Raw genomic sequence first — 14,405 nt, forward strand, 5'->3', positions numbered from 1 at the left:
AACCCTTGCCGGTCACGGCGCTAGCCGTCGAAGATGGCCCGGCGAAGCGGGGGCATGGCACTGCAGAGGCGGAAGAAGCCGCGCGCAGCGCCACGCACCAGGCGGCTACGGACGGTGGCCAGCCGCAGGTACATCAGGGCCTCCCCCACGGTCGCGAAACCGTAGGAGATCATCTCGGCCTCGTAGCCGCGCACCGCCTCGATCAGCGGTGTCCCGCTGGTCAGCGCGTCACGCAAGGTGCTGGCGTCACGCAGTGCGGTGTTGCCGCCGAGCCCGCCGACCGGCGGCATGTTGTGAATGGCGTCGCCGAGCAGCGTGACGTTCGTCGTCACCCAGGGCTTGACCTTGGCCGCCGCGCGGAAGTCGAAGAGCTCCACGCTGCCCGACTCCGCGATCAGCCGACGCAGATCCGGATGCCATTGGCGGCTCCGCTCCAGAACGAACCCGTGCGGCTCCTGGCCCGCATACGTCGCACTGTGGGCGACGAACGCCCACATGAGATACCCCTCGCCCACCCGAGGCCGGAACGCGGCCGTGAACAGGAAGTCCCGCCGCGGGAGGATCATGTTCTTGTTCGTGGTCAGGACTTCTGGCAGCCACGTGTCGGCCTCCGGGGTCAGCGGCAGCTTGCCGCCGACTCCGAAGGCGGCCGGGTCGCGCTGGCCGGCACCGGGGAGCAGTTGGCGCTTCACCCGCGATCGCGAGCCGTCGGCGCCGACGAGCAGTGTGCCGCTTGCCGTACTCCCATCGGCGAAATGCGCGACGACCTCGCCCCGGAGTTGCTCGTAACGCACGAACTCCTTGCCGAACCTGACATCGACCCCGTCGAGCAGGATCTCGCGCAGCGCCACCCGGCTGACGGCGTGCGCCGACTCCACCGGGGAGGTACGGCCGGCGTTGCTGCGCTCCTGCATCAGCTCGCGAAGCCGTTCGTCGAAAACGCCCATGCCCGGTCCGGGATCGCCCGAGGCGGCGATCAGGCGGTCCCACAGCTCAGGCGGCAGGCAGGAGTGAAGCGACCGGCTGCCGACGGGTTCGATGTTGAGGCGGTAGCCCTGCAGCCGCGCGTCAGGGGCGGCGTCCCGCTCGTACACGGTCGCGCTGACCCCTGCCCGCTTGAGGCCCTGCGCCAGGCACAGTCCGCCGATCCCACCTCCGATGATCAGAACGTGCACGGCCGGCCTCCGCAAAGCAGCTCACACAGACTCTTGAGTACGGCAGGAGCCTCCTCGGGACACAAGCTGGCCCCCTTCACAGTCGCGATGATCAGTTCGACCTCGTCTCCGGCGAACCCGGCGAGGCTGGACCGCCAGCCCTCCTCGTGAGCGGCGACCGTGGCACGGGTCCGCGGATCGCGCAGGGATCGCAGGTCCAACTCCCTGAGCACGATGTGCAGCTCCGGTCGTTCAGCGATCATCGCGCCGACCATGCCCAGGTGGCGGCACAGCCGTTCCTCCCGGCTGCCATCCGCGGATGTACCCGTCCGCACCTGGCCGGTCGCGTGGTCGACGACCGCGTCCACCAAATCCTGCTTGGTGCCGAAGTAGTGATGCAGTGTGGAGTGATCGATGCCCGCTTGCGCGGCCACCGCCCTCAAGCGCAGCCCCTCGAACCCTTCCCGCGCGATCGCCTCATAGGCCGCGACGATCAGGGCCTCACGCTTGCTCATCCGCAAACCTCCATTCTCAACCAACCACTTGGTGGAGTGTGGCAGCCATCGACAGGTGAGGTCAACATGTCGTCGCGCCGGTCGGCTCGGCCAGATGTCCGGCCGGCCCAATCTCTTCAAAACGCGTCCGCCGCCCACGCCGCTTGTGATGGCCATGACGACCGGATTCGGGGAGCTCGTCACTCTCCAGCCGGAGGGTCCCGCCGCTCCCGCGCCGCCGGGTGTGGCGGCGCTGCCGAAGCCGGGTGGGATGGTGGTGTCGCCCGCGCTGGCAGAGCTGCGGTGGTCGCCTACCCTGCCGGCACGACCCACGTGGCCATGGGGGACGGCGAGCCGACCGGCTCCCGCCCCCGCCCGTGCGGATCCGTGACGGGGCGATCCCCGCCACCCGGAACCTGGACCCACGGAAGGTCAGCGTGACTACGCGCGAGTGTTGTGACGGCGTATCCGGTCGGCGTCCTCACCTCGGCCGAGATCGTCGAAGACGTCGGCGAGGAGATCGAGATCCTGTCGCTGTCGCGTGGTGAAGAACCCCGGCGACGGCCGGGGCCATGCCATGCAGAGGTCCGCGGCCTCCCGCGCGGCCGCCAACGCATGCTCATGCTCTCCAAGAGCGTACTGAGAGGCGGCGAGCGCGGTCAGAGCGCGGGCGAGATGGGGCTGAAAGACAACCGGGAGATCGTCCGCCAGGCGACGGTGCATCCACACGGCTTCCGCGGTGGCGTCGACGGCCTGCTCCACCTGGCCAAGCCGTGTCAGGCACAGGCCGAGACCGGTCAGCGCGTCGGCGAGATCCGGCTCTTCTGTCACGCTCGCCTTCGCCGCCGCCCGGCGATCGGCCACGTATTCGTGGCACGCCGCGACGGCCTCCTCAACGGCGGTGAGCGCGTCGACGGGGTTCAGCCATCGGCCCAGATCGCTGAGCATCTCGCAGAGGTCCTTCAACGCGTCGGCTCGGGCGAACAGGTTGGTTCCGGCCACCTCGCGCAAGGTCCGCACGGCTTCATCGGCGGCCGTCAGAGCGTCATCTCCACGTCCGGCCTCCCATAGCCGTCGGCTGAGGTCCGCGAGAGCCGGAGCGAGATACACCGGGTTTTCCAAACGCCGAAGCACCTCCACCGCGGAGACGGTGACGGTCAGCGCGTCGTCGCTCCTGCCCAGGTCGGCGGCCAGTGTGCCCAGGCCGGTCAACGCCTGGGCGAGATCGAAATTGGCCGGGGCGGGCCTCGGCATCCGGGCGTGGACCGCGAGGGCGCGCTCCGCTGCGGCCGACGCGTCGCCGCCGCGGCCGGCTTCCCCCAGGTGTCGGCCGTACTCGGTCAACGCCCGGATCATGTGGGCGTCGGGCGGGGTGAGCCGGAGAGAGATCCGCACCGCCTCCGCCGCGGCCGCCACGGCCCGCTCCCGATGCCCCGACGCGGCATGCGCGCCCGCGAGGCGGAGCAGTGCTTTGGCCAGCCCGAGCCCGTCTGATTCCGCGCCACCGTGGTCGGCCACGATCTTCTCGGCGGTCACCAGCCATTCGCCGCGCACGGTGGACAGCCGTACCCCGTGGTCCCGCAGCCAGGCGCGGCTGTCCTTCGCGTGGGCGAGAGCCCGGCACGCCTGCCGGTCGTACGGGAGCCGGATCCGCTCGAACACCTTACGGATGTCGCCCAGCGACAGATTCCACAGTGATTCGTTGTCCGCCAGCGCCGCAAGGTACGCCCGCTGGGCGTCGTCCAGCTCGACCGGCGGCTCCGGAAACGCCTTGAGCAGTAACAGGATCCACTCGAACCCGTCCGTCAGCCGCGCGAATGCGAGTGCCACCGGAAGGAGCTCGGCGAAGCCGGTCACCCGCTCCAGAGCGGCATTGAGCAGCGTGCCGCGAAACCGGCCGACAATCTGTGGCAATCCGTCGGGAAACCAGCGGTCGGTGGCCTCCGGGTCCTGCAACGCGCCCATGATCACATCGACGGCGGCGGGGTGGTCGGCCAGCGCGGGCGCCAGGGCCGCACACGCCCGCACCCCGAGGTGGGGGTCCTCGAGGAAGTCGCGTGGCGCGGCGCCGAGGTCGCCGAGCGCGAGAACCAGCGCGGCCCGTTCGGCCGCATCGGCGGTTCGCGCGAGCCGGGTCAGCCGTACGACGAGCCGAGGCCGGGGCGACGGCGCCGTGGATGCCAGTTCGGCGGCGCGGACCAGCCGGGTCGCCGTGGATGCCGCGGACGCCCGCACCCGTGGATCCGCGTCGGCCAGGCAATGCTCGACGACGTCTGCCAGCCGGCTCGCCGCCTGCCGGCAATCGAGCAGGATCATCGCCCACATCGCACGCTCACGCCGCGGATCCTCGAGGATGTCGTCGTACACGTCCTCGTCGCTGGAGGCGGCGGCGATCCGCGCGATCTCGCTTCTGATGTCCCGCCCTCCGGGGGCGGCATCGGCGGCCAGGTCGCCCTGGTACGGCACGGCGGCTTCGCCGACCTCGGCCAGCCAGCTCAGCAGATCGCGTCTCAGCCAGGCCGTATCCGGACCGGCGATCGACGGGTCACGAAGGATCCGCCCCACGGCCAACGCGGCGGACGCCGTGGCCGTCCACGGCGTGCCCTGGTGAATGACGGCACTGTTGAGGTGGTCCAGGGCCGCCCGCCGGGCGGATTCGTCTCCGTGCAGAAGCGCCGTCAAATGGCCGGGAGTGTCGGTGGCCTTGCCGTAGGCGTGCAGCAAAACCGCGAATGACCGGTCGTCTGTCGTCAGCATCCGGGAAGTGTTCCACAGCCCCGGCATGCCCTCCGTCCAGCTCGTACGGGACGAAGCACCAGCGGTTCTCGCACGACGCCGGCGATGACCGTGGTCACGACCTTGTGAACCGCCCGCCCGCCGTCACCGATAGCGCCCGGAACGCCGCACCGCGGTGTCTTCCTGTCGCATCCCGTGTGGGTCCACGCGCTCGAGCTTGGTCCAGCCGGTCCAGCCTCCCTTCTTCAGCAGCTCGATCAGCCGACGGGCCGGCGGCACAGTGTCGAACGCCAGTGTGTCCATCAGCTTGACCAGCGATGGCTCGATGTCGGTGTCGTCAACGTAGTTCTCGCCCTGTTCGTCGGCCAACCGCGTGATGTAGACGGCTAGTTCGTCGGCCAGCTCGACGAGCCGTGGGCCGTCGGCGGTCCGGTCGAGAACCCGGCTGAGGGTGAGATAGAAGTCGATGAGCTGCGGGTCGGTGATCTGCTCCCGCTTGCGTGCCATCCACTCCGGGACTCGCTCAGGTGAGTGCGCGGCCAGCAGGATCCAGCCGTCACGCTCTGCCTGGACGATCCGTTCGTCGACCCCGAGCACCCGGAGGTGGTCGAGATACCCGACCACCTCCGGTGGCAGCATCAGGTTGTCCCCGGCGGCGAGCCGGGCGATCTGCTCCCGGTGCCGCTGCCGCTGCCGGATCTCGGCCCGCAGCCGCTTGTCGATGTCCGCGACCGCCGCGGCGAACTCCTCCTCATCGGCCCGCAGCAGCTCCCGCACCCGAGCCAGCGGGACCCCTGCCTGCGCGAGAGTCCGGATCTTGATCAGCTCGATCACGGAGCCGGCGTCGTACCTGCGGTAGCCGGATTGGTCCCGTTCCGGCTCCGGCAGCAGCCCCTTGGCGTGATAGTGCCGCACCGCGCGCACCGTCACTCCGGCGTACGACGCCAGCTCACCGATGGTCAGCATCCCGCCAGTCTCCTCGGGTGTGGCCGACAGGGCCATGTGTACTCCGGATGATCTGGGCGATCTCCGGGGCGTGGGTGAAGGCCAGCCCGTGGTCGGCGTCGAGCCAGGACGTGGCGATGTGCGGCCGCTCGCGGCCAAGCCGCTCGACGCCGGCACGCCAGTTCTGATTGAACCGCGACGCATGCCCTTCGCCGTTGTCGCCGGCCATCGAGGTCGACATGATCATGCTGATGGGCCGGTCGATCTTCTGGTACCGGTCCAAGATCTCGGACCGTACCGCATCGATCTCGACATTCAGGTCGAGAATCTCCTGGGCGGTGAGCAACACCTGACGCGCGGTGCCCCGCACGGCCTCCTGCTGTGTCGCCATGTCCTCCCACATTGCGCGGAGCTCCGGCAGGACGGCCTCGGTGATGAACGGTTCGGGCACCGGGTTCGCCCCGTCGATGAGAACAAGCCCGGCGACGCTACCAGGATGCTCGGAGGCATAGTGCACGGCCAGGTCCGCGCCCAGCGAGTAGCCCACCAGCACGGGCACCGCATCCAGGTCGAGGCGCCCCAGCTCCGCCATCACGGCGGCCAGATCGCTGAGGAACGCCTCGAAGGAGTACAGGCCGGCGGCCGAGGTGAGGCCATGGCCCCGCAGGTCGAAGGTCACCACATCGTGGTCGCGCCGCAGCAGCTCGGTCAGCTCGTACAGGTCGGCCTGCGTCGAGTTCAGCCCGGGGCACAGGACCAGCGGTCGTCCCCGGCCGCCGCGAGACACCGGGATCGTGACGCCGTCGTGGTGGATCGTGAAGTGCCGCATCGTCCTGTCGCCTCTCTCGGCCCGCTCCCCATCGTCGCCGTGGTCGCCGTACGACTTGCGCAGGCCGGCGGCCTCCACCGCACTGGTTTTCGTGGTCATGCCACCATGCTGGGAGATTGCCCCTGCGTCAGGGTCAACCGTCGCGGCGACATCACCTCCACACACCGCGACCGCCGGTGTGTGCCCTCACACCGGCCGCGGCCGGCACACCGCCCCGCCGGTTACGACGGCGTTCCCCACGAGGTTCGCCCAGGCGGCGTAGGCGAGGTCACGCGTGCGGGGGGCCGGGCGCCGTCGCGCTCTGCAGTTCCGCCCTCCCCACAACCCTTCAGCTGCCCAGGCCGCTGACCGCCGGTCCAGAGGTCGGTGTGAAAGCGGGCATCGGCGGGCGTTCGTCGATTCTTCGATGTGCCGGCGACGGCGGCGGATGAGGGGCTGACACTGGTCACGGCGGCCGGGTGGGCGTCCGGCCGCCGTGACACAGAGCGTTCGTCAGGACTGGGGGACCTTGGAGGTGAACTCGGTGGTGAAGGTCTTGGACAGGTCGATCTGGTCCTTCTTGGCCTTCACGTCGGGATTGAACGCCGACAGCACTTCCAGCACGTTCTTCGGGCCGTCGTCCGGCATGATGCCGTCGGCGGTGAACATGCCCTTGGAGTCGTTGACCGCCTTGACGTACAGCGTCTCGTCGGCGCCCTTGAACTCGGCGGGCATCTTGTCGGCGATCTCCTGCGCGGAATGCGCGTTGATCCACCGAAGCGTGCGCACGAAGGCGTTGGCCAGCTTCTGCGCGGTCTCCTTGTGTCCGTCGATCCACTCGCAGGTCATGTACAACGAGCTCGCCGGGTAGAGCCCGCCGAGCGCCGCCCGGGTGCCCTCCTTGGTACGCATGTCGATGAACACCTTGCCCTTGCCGGTGGTCACGAGCTGCGCCGCGGTGGGGTCGGTGGTCATGCCCGCGTCGATGCCGCCGTTCTCGATGGCCGAGATGAAGGTGGCGCCCGCCCCGGCCTTCACCCGGGTGTACGACTCGGGCGCCACGCCGTTCTTGACCGCCAGATACTGGGTCAGGAAGTCAGTGGACGATCCGGGGCTGGTGATGCCGAGCTTCTTGCCGGCGAAGTCCTTGGGGCCGGTGATGGCGCCCGCCTTGTCCGCGGCGACGATCTCCACCTCGCCGGGGACGTCGGCGAACTGGACGACGCTCTTCACGCACTTCCCCTTGGCCTGCAGGTCGACGGAGTGGTCGTAAAAGCCGACGACGCCGTGGACGTCCCCGGACAGCATCACGTTCTCGGCCTGTGCTCCGGCGGGCTCGGTGAGCAGCTGGACGTTCAGGCCCTCCTGGGTGAAGGTGCCGAGCTGCTCGCTCAGCTTGGCCGGCAGGTAGATGACCTTGTCGATGCCGCCGACCATGATCTTGACCTGCTCGGTGGTGCCGGGAGCCGACTCGCCGCAGCCGGCCGCGCCGGCGACGACGAGGGCCGCGGTGGTGAGCACGAGGTACTTCTTCATGTGGGGGGTCGCCTTTCAGGTAGGTCAGATCTGTACGTCGTGGGAGCCGGAGGCGGCGGGCCGCCAGCGGAGGAGGCGGCGTTCGAGCAGCGTCAGCAGCCACTCGGCGACGAGCGCGATCACCGTGATGATGATCATTCCGGCGTAGATGCCGGCCGAGTCGAACGTGCCCTGCGCGTTGTTGATCAGCAGGCCGAGGCCCTTGTCCGCGCCCGAGTACTCGCCGACCACGGCGCCGATGATGGCGAACCCGAACGCCGAGTGGAGCGAGGCGAGGATCCAGGAGGTGGCGCTCGGCACCACGATCGTCCAGAGGATCTGCGCGCGGCCCGCGCCGAGGATTCTGGCGTTGTTGACCAGGCCCCGGTCGACCTCTCTGGCCCCTTGGAAGGCGTTGAAGAACACCGCGAAGAACACCAGGATGAACGCGGTGGCGATCTTGGAGGACATGCCGAGCCCGAACCAGATCACGAACAGCGAGGCGAGCACGATGCGGGGGATCGCGTTGGCCGCCTTGATGAACGGGGCGAGGACGTCGGCCACGAACCGGCTGCGCCCGAGGACGATGCCGAGCAGCACGCCCGCGACGCCGCCGAGCGCGAACCCGGCGACCGCCTCCTGGAGCGTGTACGAGATCTGCGTCCAGATGGATCCGAAGGCGGTCGTCTGCGTGAACCAGGCGACGAGTTTCCCCCAGATCGCCGACGGCTTCGAGTAGTAGAAGGGGTCGATCAGGTATGTGGCCGACAGCTCCCACGAGCCGAGCCAGACGGCGACGAGCAGCAGCCGTACGCCGGTGACGGTCAGCTTCCTCCGCCGCACCGCGGCACGGGCCGAGGACACGGCGAGATCCTCATCGATGGGTGCGGCGGCGCCGGGCAGGGCGACGTCATGCGACACGGCCGGACATCCTCTCCCTGGTGATCTGGACCTCTTCGCGGAGGGACTCCCAGACCTCGCGGTAGACGTCGAGGAAGTCGGAGGTCAGCCGGATCTCCTCCGCGTCGCGCGGGCGCGGCAGCCGTACGTCGAAGACCTGCTTGACCGTCGCGGGCCCCGCGGTCATCACGGCGACCCGGTCGGCGAGGACCAGCGCCTCCTCCAGGTCGTGTGTGACGAAGACGACCGCGGCGCCGGTGCCGGACCACAGCCGCAGCAACTCGGCCTGCATCAGCCCGCGCGTCTGCACGTCGAGGGCGGAGAACGGCTCGTCCATCAGCAGGATCCGCGGTTCGTTGACGAGAGTCTGGGCGAGGGCGACGCGCTTGCGCATGCCGCCGGACAACTGGTGCGGGTAGTAGTCCTCAAACCCGCCGAGGCCGACCCGGCCGACCCAGTCACGGGCGCGGTCGCGGGCGTCGGACGTGGTAGCGCCGCGGTAGCGCGGCCCGAGGGCCACGTTGTCCAGTACGGTGCGCCACGGCAGCACGGCATCGGCCTGGAACATGTACCCGACGCCGTCGGGGATGCCGGTCACCTCCCGGCCGTTCACGGCGACGCGGCCGTGCGAGGGCGGCTCCAGCCCGGAGACGAGGGAGAGGGTGGTGGACTTGCCGCACCCGGTGGGACCGACGACGGCGACGAACTCGCCCGCCGCGACGGTGAGGTCCAGATCGCGTACGGCGGTGTGCACGCCGCCCGACGCGGACCTGAATCGTTTCGTCGCGCCGACGAGTTCGATCACCGGCCCACCTGGAGATGTTTCGGATGTCATGGCCGGGAACCGTACGGAGCGGCCGGGGCGCGGTGAACCCTTGCGCAGCTAAGCCGCGCAAGCCGTGTTTCGCGCTGTTAATCGCGATTTCATGGGTTTTACGCTTTACGCGCACGGTCCTTCCGCGCATCACCTCGGCTAACGTGCACGCGTGCGCTCGCTCCGTTTCGCCCATCAGGTGCTCGCGCTGCAGATCGTCGTCGTCATGCTGGTCGCGGGATCCGGCTTCGCGCTGGCCGCGTGGCTCATGCGCGATGAGCTGACCGTCCAGTACGGCGAGCGCGCGGTGTCGGTCGCCCGGGCGTTGGCCGCCGACCCCTCCGTCGCGGCGGCCGCGGCGCGGGACGACCCCACGCACCTGATCCAGCCGAGGGCGGAGGCGGTGCGGGCGGCCACCGGGGCGCTGTTCGTGGTCGTCACCGACCGGCGCGGCATCCGCCTGTCGCACCCACGTACGGAGCTGATCGGCAGGCGGGTCAGCACCGACCCGTCGGGCCCGCTGTCCGGGCACGACGTGGTGACGGTCGAGCAGGGGACGCTCGGCCTGTCCGCGCGGGGCAAGGTGCCGCTGCGGACCGCGGACCACAGGATCGTCGGCGAGGTCAGCGTGGGCTTCCCCGTCCGGCAGATCCACCTGCGCGTGGGGCGGGTCCTCGTGCTGGCGGCCCTCTTCACCGGGGCGGCGCTGCTGCTCGGGGTGGTCGGCTCGGCCGCGATCGGCCACCGCCTGCGCCGCCAGACGCTGGGGCTGGAGCCGTCCGAGCTCGGAGAGCTCATCTCGCAGCGGGAGGCGGTGCTGCACGGGATCGGTGAGGGCGTCCTCGCCGTGGACGCCGGAGGCCGGGTCACCGTGTGCAACGTCGAGGCGGCCAGGCTGCTCGGGCTGGGGGAGGAGTCACCGGGGGTCCTGGGCAAGCCCTTTCACGACCTGCCGCTGCCGCCCCGGCTGCAGGCCGCGCTCGCCGGCACCGACGAGGCCGCCAGCCAGCTCGTCGTCGCGGACGATCGCGTGCTCGTGGTGGGGCGGCGGCAGGTACGCAGGGAAGGCCGGGAGCTCGGCACCGTCCTGACCCTGCGCGACCGAACCGACCTCGAGAAGCTCACCAGGGAACTGCACGCGGAACGCGACCTGCTCGACGCGCTCAGGGCGCAGCGGCACGAGCACGCCAACCGGATGCACACCGTCGCGGGGCTGCTGCAACTCGGCCACCACGAGCAGGCCGCGGACTACCTGCACATGCTCACGGTGGAGCCGCTCGCCGCGGTCCCCGGCGCGGCAGGGGACGTCATCACCGACCCCTACCTGCTGGCCTTCCTCGCGGCCAAGGCCGCCGTCGCGGCTGAGCGCGGCATCCGCTTCATCGTGGCACCGGGAAGCTGGGCGCCCGGCGAGATCGTCAGCCCTCTGGACGTGACGACGGTCGTCGGGAACCTGGTCGACAACGCGCTCGAGGCGGCCCACCAGGGTCCCGACCGGCCGGCGCACGTCGAGGTGGAGCTGCTTCGCGACGGCGACGACCTGCATGTCACGGTGACGGACTCCGGGCAGGGTGTCCCGCCGGAGCTCGCCGAGGCGGTGTTCGAAGACGGCTTCACCACCAAAACGGGGGACCGGCCGCGCGGACTCGGCCTGGCGCTGGCGCGCCAGGTCGCCCGGGCCCGCGGCGGAGACATCGTCCTCGGTCGCGGAGCCGTCGTGACAGTGGGCGAGGCGGAGCGCGCCGGGGCGGCGCCGACCTCCGAGCCGCCCGGCCGTACGCCGCGGTCCGGACGGGATGGCACCATGTTCCTCGCTCGTCTACCGGGGGTCCTGAGATGATCGATGTGCTCGTCGTCGACGACGACTTCCGTGTGGCCCAGGTCCATGCGGGGTTCGTCGAGCTCGTCCCCGGGTTCCGGGTGGCCGGGCAGGCCCACACCGCCGCCGCGGCGGCGGACATGGCCGCCCGGCTCGTCCCCGACCTCGTCCTGTTGGACGTCTACCTCCCCGACGGGTCCGGGCTCGACCTGATCCGCGTGCTGTCCGCCGACGTCATCGTGCTGACCGCGGCCAACGACGCCGCCTCCGTGCGCGCCGCCCTGTCCAGGGGAGCCCTGCACTATGTGATCAAGCCCTTCGGCGCGCAGGACCTGGGAAGCCGGCTCAGGGGGTACGCGCGCTACCGCCGCCTGCTGGGGTCGGCGACGGGCATGAACCAGTCGTCCATCGACGAGGCGATGCGCGCGTTGCACCGCGCCGATCAGGCCGCGGCGCGCGGACCCAAGGGCCACTCCCCGGTCACGGTCCGCCTGATCGCCGACATCCTGCAGGCCAGCGAGAACGCGCTGTCGGCGGCGGAGATCGCCGCCCGGATCGGCGTCTCGCGGGCCACCGCGCAGCGGTACCTCGCGGGCCTCACCGAATCCGGGCGGGTCGCCATGACACTCAGGTACGGCGCGACCGGCCGCCCCGAGCACCTGTACACCTGGTGCTGACCGACCGGAGCCACCCGGGGTCACTTGGCCTTGGTGGCGGCGCAGGAGTCCTGGGTGGCGTCGAAGCCGCGCAACGCTTCGTCGTCGTCGACGCGCAGTGTGCGCAGGCCGTTCCAGTCGTCCCCGACGGTCAGTATGAGGCGGGAGGTCGACGCGCGGCCGACCAGCGTGGCGGTGCTGGTCTTCAGGTCCTTGGAGAGCGTGGGAACGCCGGACGCGCCGTTGCGTGAGTACAGGATCGTGGTATTCGGATACGGCTTGCGCCGGGCGTCGCCGACCTTGACGATATGGTAGCCGCGCTGTTCGAGCGCCGCGGCCACCTGAGTGCCCAGGCCGCCGTGGCTGGTGCCGTTGCGGACCTCGACGTGCACCTTTGAACGCGGGATCTTGCTCTGCCCGCCCTTCACTCCGGAACCGGCGATGTTCTTGTCCGCCGCGACGATCTGGAACAGCCTCTTCGCCTGCGGCTGGACCCACTCGACCCGGCCGGGGTGGCTGATCGAGTAGCGCCAGGGAACGGTGATGAAGCGGATCTGCCCGGCAGTCAGGCCTTGGGCGCTGTCGGCCAGGTCCTTCATCACGCCCACCGTGAGCTTCGGGTCGGTGGTGAGGGACTTGGTGGCCGCGTCCAGGAAGCCGAACAGCCTGGCGGGGTCGGTGAGCGTCTGGCCGCTCATGACCTTCTTGACCATGGAGGCGATGAACATCTGCTGGCGTTGGATGCGGCCGATGTCCGAACCGTCACCCAGGCTGTAGCGGGCCCGGACGTAGCCCAGCGCCTTTTCGCCCTTCAGGGTCTGCCGTCCGGCGGGCAGGTTGAGGAGAGCCTTCTTGTCGTGGATCGGCTCGGGGACACAGACCTCCACGCCGCCGAGCGCGTTCACCATGTCCTTGAAGCCGGTGAAGTCGACCGTGGCGAAGTGGTCGATGTGGATGCCGGTGAGTGCCTCGACGGTCTTCCAGGTGCAGGCGATCCCGCCGAAGGCGAACGACTCGTTGATCATCCCCACGTGGGGGAGCTGGCCCATCAGGTTCCCCTTGGCGCGGCAGGCGGGGAGCTGGACCAGCGAATCCCGGGGGAAGCTGATGACCATGGCATTGTCCCGTTTGGGGGAGATGTGCGCCAGCATGATCGTATCGGTGCGTTGCCCGGAGATCCGGTGACCATACTTGGCGTTCTTGCCGTCCCGCTGGTCCGAGCCGACAATCAGCACGTTCAGTGCGCTCGTCGGGGCCTTGGGCGGGCGAGTGGGGCTCAGATCGTCAGTGCTGACGTCGATGTGCCTGACATTGTTGCTCAGCTTGAGGTAGGCGCCGTACGTGACGGCCGCGACCGCCAGTGCGATCGTCGCGACGATCGCCACCAGCCACCACAGCCAGCGTCTACGGCGGGGAGCCGCGGTGTCAGCGGGAGGGGAAGGCGGTGCGTCGACATGCCCGCTGCTCACGTATTACTCCAGAGATCGGGCCAGGGCCGCCGCGCCTGACCAAGAGCCACGCTGTAGAGATCTCAGCCGATCGAACGGCGCCGGGTGTGCTGACCCGCCCCTATGGTCGGAAGGGCCTCAGACCGTGCCGTCTCCCGCGCCGTCCGGGGGCGGGAGACGGAGATTCTCTTGGCTGTGAACCTGTCGAGTGCTCAACCCTGCTCCCACTTTGGTTGTACAGTTGCGCAATATAGCAATCAACGCGTGTTCGATGACAATCGACGCGCCAGGCGAGGGCGGGGTATGCGCGCGGGCCCCTATGCTGTGGGCGCCGGTGCGCCTTCCCCGCGCGCACGTCGCCGGACGCGTGTGAGAGGCAATCGGAGACCGTGTCCGGTATGGCCGGGAGTGTACGTCCAGAGGGTGAAGGCATACTCTGGTCAGCACCCGGTAGCGACCAGAAGGGGAGCGATGTCATGGGTTCACTCAGCCCAATGCACTGGATAATCGTGGCTGTGGTGTTCGTGATGCTCTTCGGCGCCAAGAAGTTGCCGGACGCCGCGAAGGCCGTCGGACAGTCTCTACGGATTCTCAAGAAGGAGACCAACAAGCTCCGCGACGAGGACGACGCTCCCGCGGTCGAGCAGGTCGCCCCGGCCACTCAGACGCAACTCGCCTCGAGCTCCCCGGCCGTCGAGGAGCGGTTGCGCGCACTCGAAGAGGAGAACGCCCGGCTCAAGAAGGCCGCGGCCGGCGATGCTCGGCCACGCGAGCGCGAAGACCGCTGACCGAGGAGCGCCCCGGCCGCCGCGGTCGGTGACAGCGCAACTCATCCTTCTTCACTTCACCCGGTAGACGCACCACGACCCGTCCGCGAGGACAGCGATAAACATCGCGGTCCGGGCGATGATCCCGGGCACGACGTAGCACCTGGCGGCCCTCCGATCAGGGTTTCGGCGGGAGCACGTAGCAGCTGCCCAGGGGCTGTGACAGGCTGCCGCGCCTATCGAGAACATGGTCGGAGTGGACGCGGGCGCGGCGTTTCGCGGTCGGCTGACAGGTGAGCAGACCGATCAGGAATCGAGAAGCGCCGGTCCCCGAGCCGCAACTAGCCTG

12 protein-coding genes are annotated in these 14,405 nt (G+C 69.7%); 3 read left to right on the plus strand and 9 right to left on the minus strand.

What is annotated here, in order from left to right:
- Positions 1 to 20: 20 nt before the first annotated feature.
- The 8 genes from QSK17_RS30310 to QSK17_RS30345 all read right to left on the minus strand — a co-directional run bounded on the left by QSK17_RS30310 (position 21) and on the right by QSK17_RS30345 (position 9,357).
- The gene (locus tag QSK17_RS30310; RefSeq protein WP_285708932.1) at positions 21 to 1,175 is read right to left on the minus strand and encodes an FAD-dependent oxidoreductase; all 1,155 of its coding nucleotides are present in this window, start codon (positions 1,173 to 1,175) and stop codon (positions 21 to 23) included.
- Positions 1,163 to 1,669 (minus strand): TetR/AcrR family transcriptional regulator, encoded by a 507-nt coding sequence (locus QSK17_RS30315; RefSeq protein ID WP_285708934.1) that lies wholly within the window; start codon positions 1,667 to 1,669, stop codon positions 1,163 to 1,165. The genes QSK17_RS30310 and QSK17_RS30315 overlap by 13 nt, the downstream gene beginning before the upstream one ends.
- Positions 1,670 to 2,089: 420 nt before the next feature.
- Positions 2,090 to 4,405, minus strand: a complete 2,316-nt coding sequence (locus tag QSK17_RS30320; RefSeq protein WP_285708935.1) for a hypothetical protein — start codon at positions 4,403 to 4,405, stop codon at positions 2,090 to 2,092.
- A 123-nt stretch (positions 4,406 to 4,528) separates the two neighbouring features.
- Positions 4,529 to 5,350: a MerR family transcriptional regulator gene (locus tag QSK17_RS30325; RefSeq protein WP_285708936.1), complete on the minus strand. Its 822-nt coding sequence runs from the start codon at positions 5,348 to 5,350 to the stop codon at positions 4,529 to 4,531.
- Positions 5,334 to 6,257, minus strand: coding sequence for an alpha/beta fold hydrolase (locus QSK17_RS30330; protein WP_285708937.1), 924 nt, complete (start codon positions 6,255 to 6,257; stop codon positions 5,334 to 5,336). The genes QSK17_RS30325 and QSK17_RS30330 overlap by 17 nt, the downstream gene beginning before the upstream one ends.
- A 393-nt stretch (positions 6,258 to 6,650) precedes the next feature.
- Complete coding sequence (locus QSK17_RS30335; protein WP_285708939.1) at positions 6,651 to 7,673, minus strand: ABC transporter substrate-binding protein; 1,023 nt, start codon at positions 7,671 to 7,673, stop codon at positions 6,651 to 6,653.
- A gap of 24 nt (positions 7,674 to 7,697) precedes the next feature.
- Positions 7,698 to 8,573: an ABC transporter permease gene (locus QSK17_RS30340; RefSeq protein WP_285708940.1), complete on the minus strand. Its 876-nt coding sequence runs from the start codon at positions 8,571 to 8,573 to the stop codon at positions 7,698 to 7,700.
- Positions 8,563 to 9,357 carry an ABC transporter ATP-binding protein gene (locus QSK17_RS30345; protein WP_285708941.1) on the minus strand — a complete coding sequence of 265 codons (795 nt, stop codon included), beginning with the start codon at positions 9,355 to 9,357 and terminating at the stop codon, positions 8,563 to 8,565. Before QSK17_RS30345 ends, QSK17_RS30340 begins: the two co-directional genes overlap by 11 nt.
- 181 nt (positions 9,358 to 9,538) lie before the next feature.
- Between QSK17_RS30345 and QSK17_RS30350 the strand changes: the two genes are divergently transcribed.
- Positions 9,539 to 11,206, plus strand: a complete 1,668-nt coding sequence (locus QSK17_RS30350) for a sensor histidine kinase (protein ID WP_285708942.1) — start codon at positions 9,539 to 9,541, stop codon at positions 11,204 to 11,206.
- A complete protein-coding gene (locus QSK17_RS30355) occupies positions 11,203 to 11,862 on the plus strand; it encodes a response regulator (protein WP_285708943.1) in 660 nt (219 codons plus the stop codon). The genes QSK17_RS30350 and QSK17_RS30355 overlap by 4 nt, the downstream gene beginning before the upstream one ends.
- A gap of 20 nt (positions 11,863 to 11,882) precedes the next feature.
- Here the strand turns inward: QSK17_RS30355 and QSK17_RS30360 are convergent, their stop codons facing one another.
- Entirely contained in the window at positions 11,883 to 13,310 is a 1,428-nt protein-coding gene (locus QSK17_RS30360) for an LCP family protein (protein WP_285708944.1), read from the minus strand.
- A 455-nt stretch (positions 13,311 to 13,765) separates the two neighbouring features.
- Between QSK17_RS30360 and tatA the strand changes: the two genes are divergently transcribed.
- On the plus strand, positions 13,766 to 14,077 hold the full coding sequence (tatA, locus tag QSK17_RS30365; protein WP_285708945.1) for a Sec-independent protein translocase subunit TatA: 312 nt from the start codon (positions 13,766 to 13,768) through the stop codon (positions 14,075 to 14,077).
- Positions 14,078 to 14,405: the final 328 nt, after the last annotated feature.

This window comes from Microtetraspora sp. NBRC 16547 (assembly GCF_030268965.1).
Taxonomy (GTDB): domain Bacteria; phylum Actinomycetota; class Actinomycetes; order Streptosporangiales; family Streptosporangiaceae; genus Microtetraspora.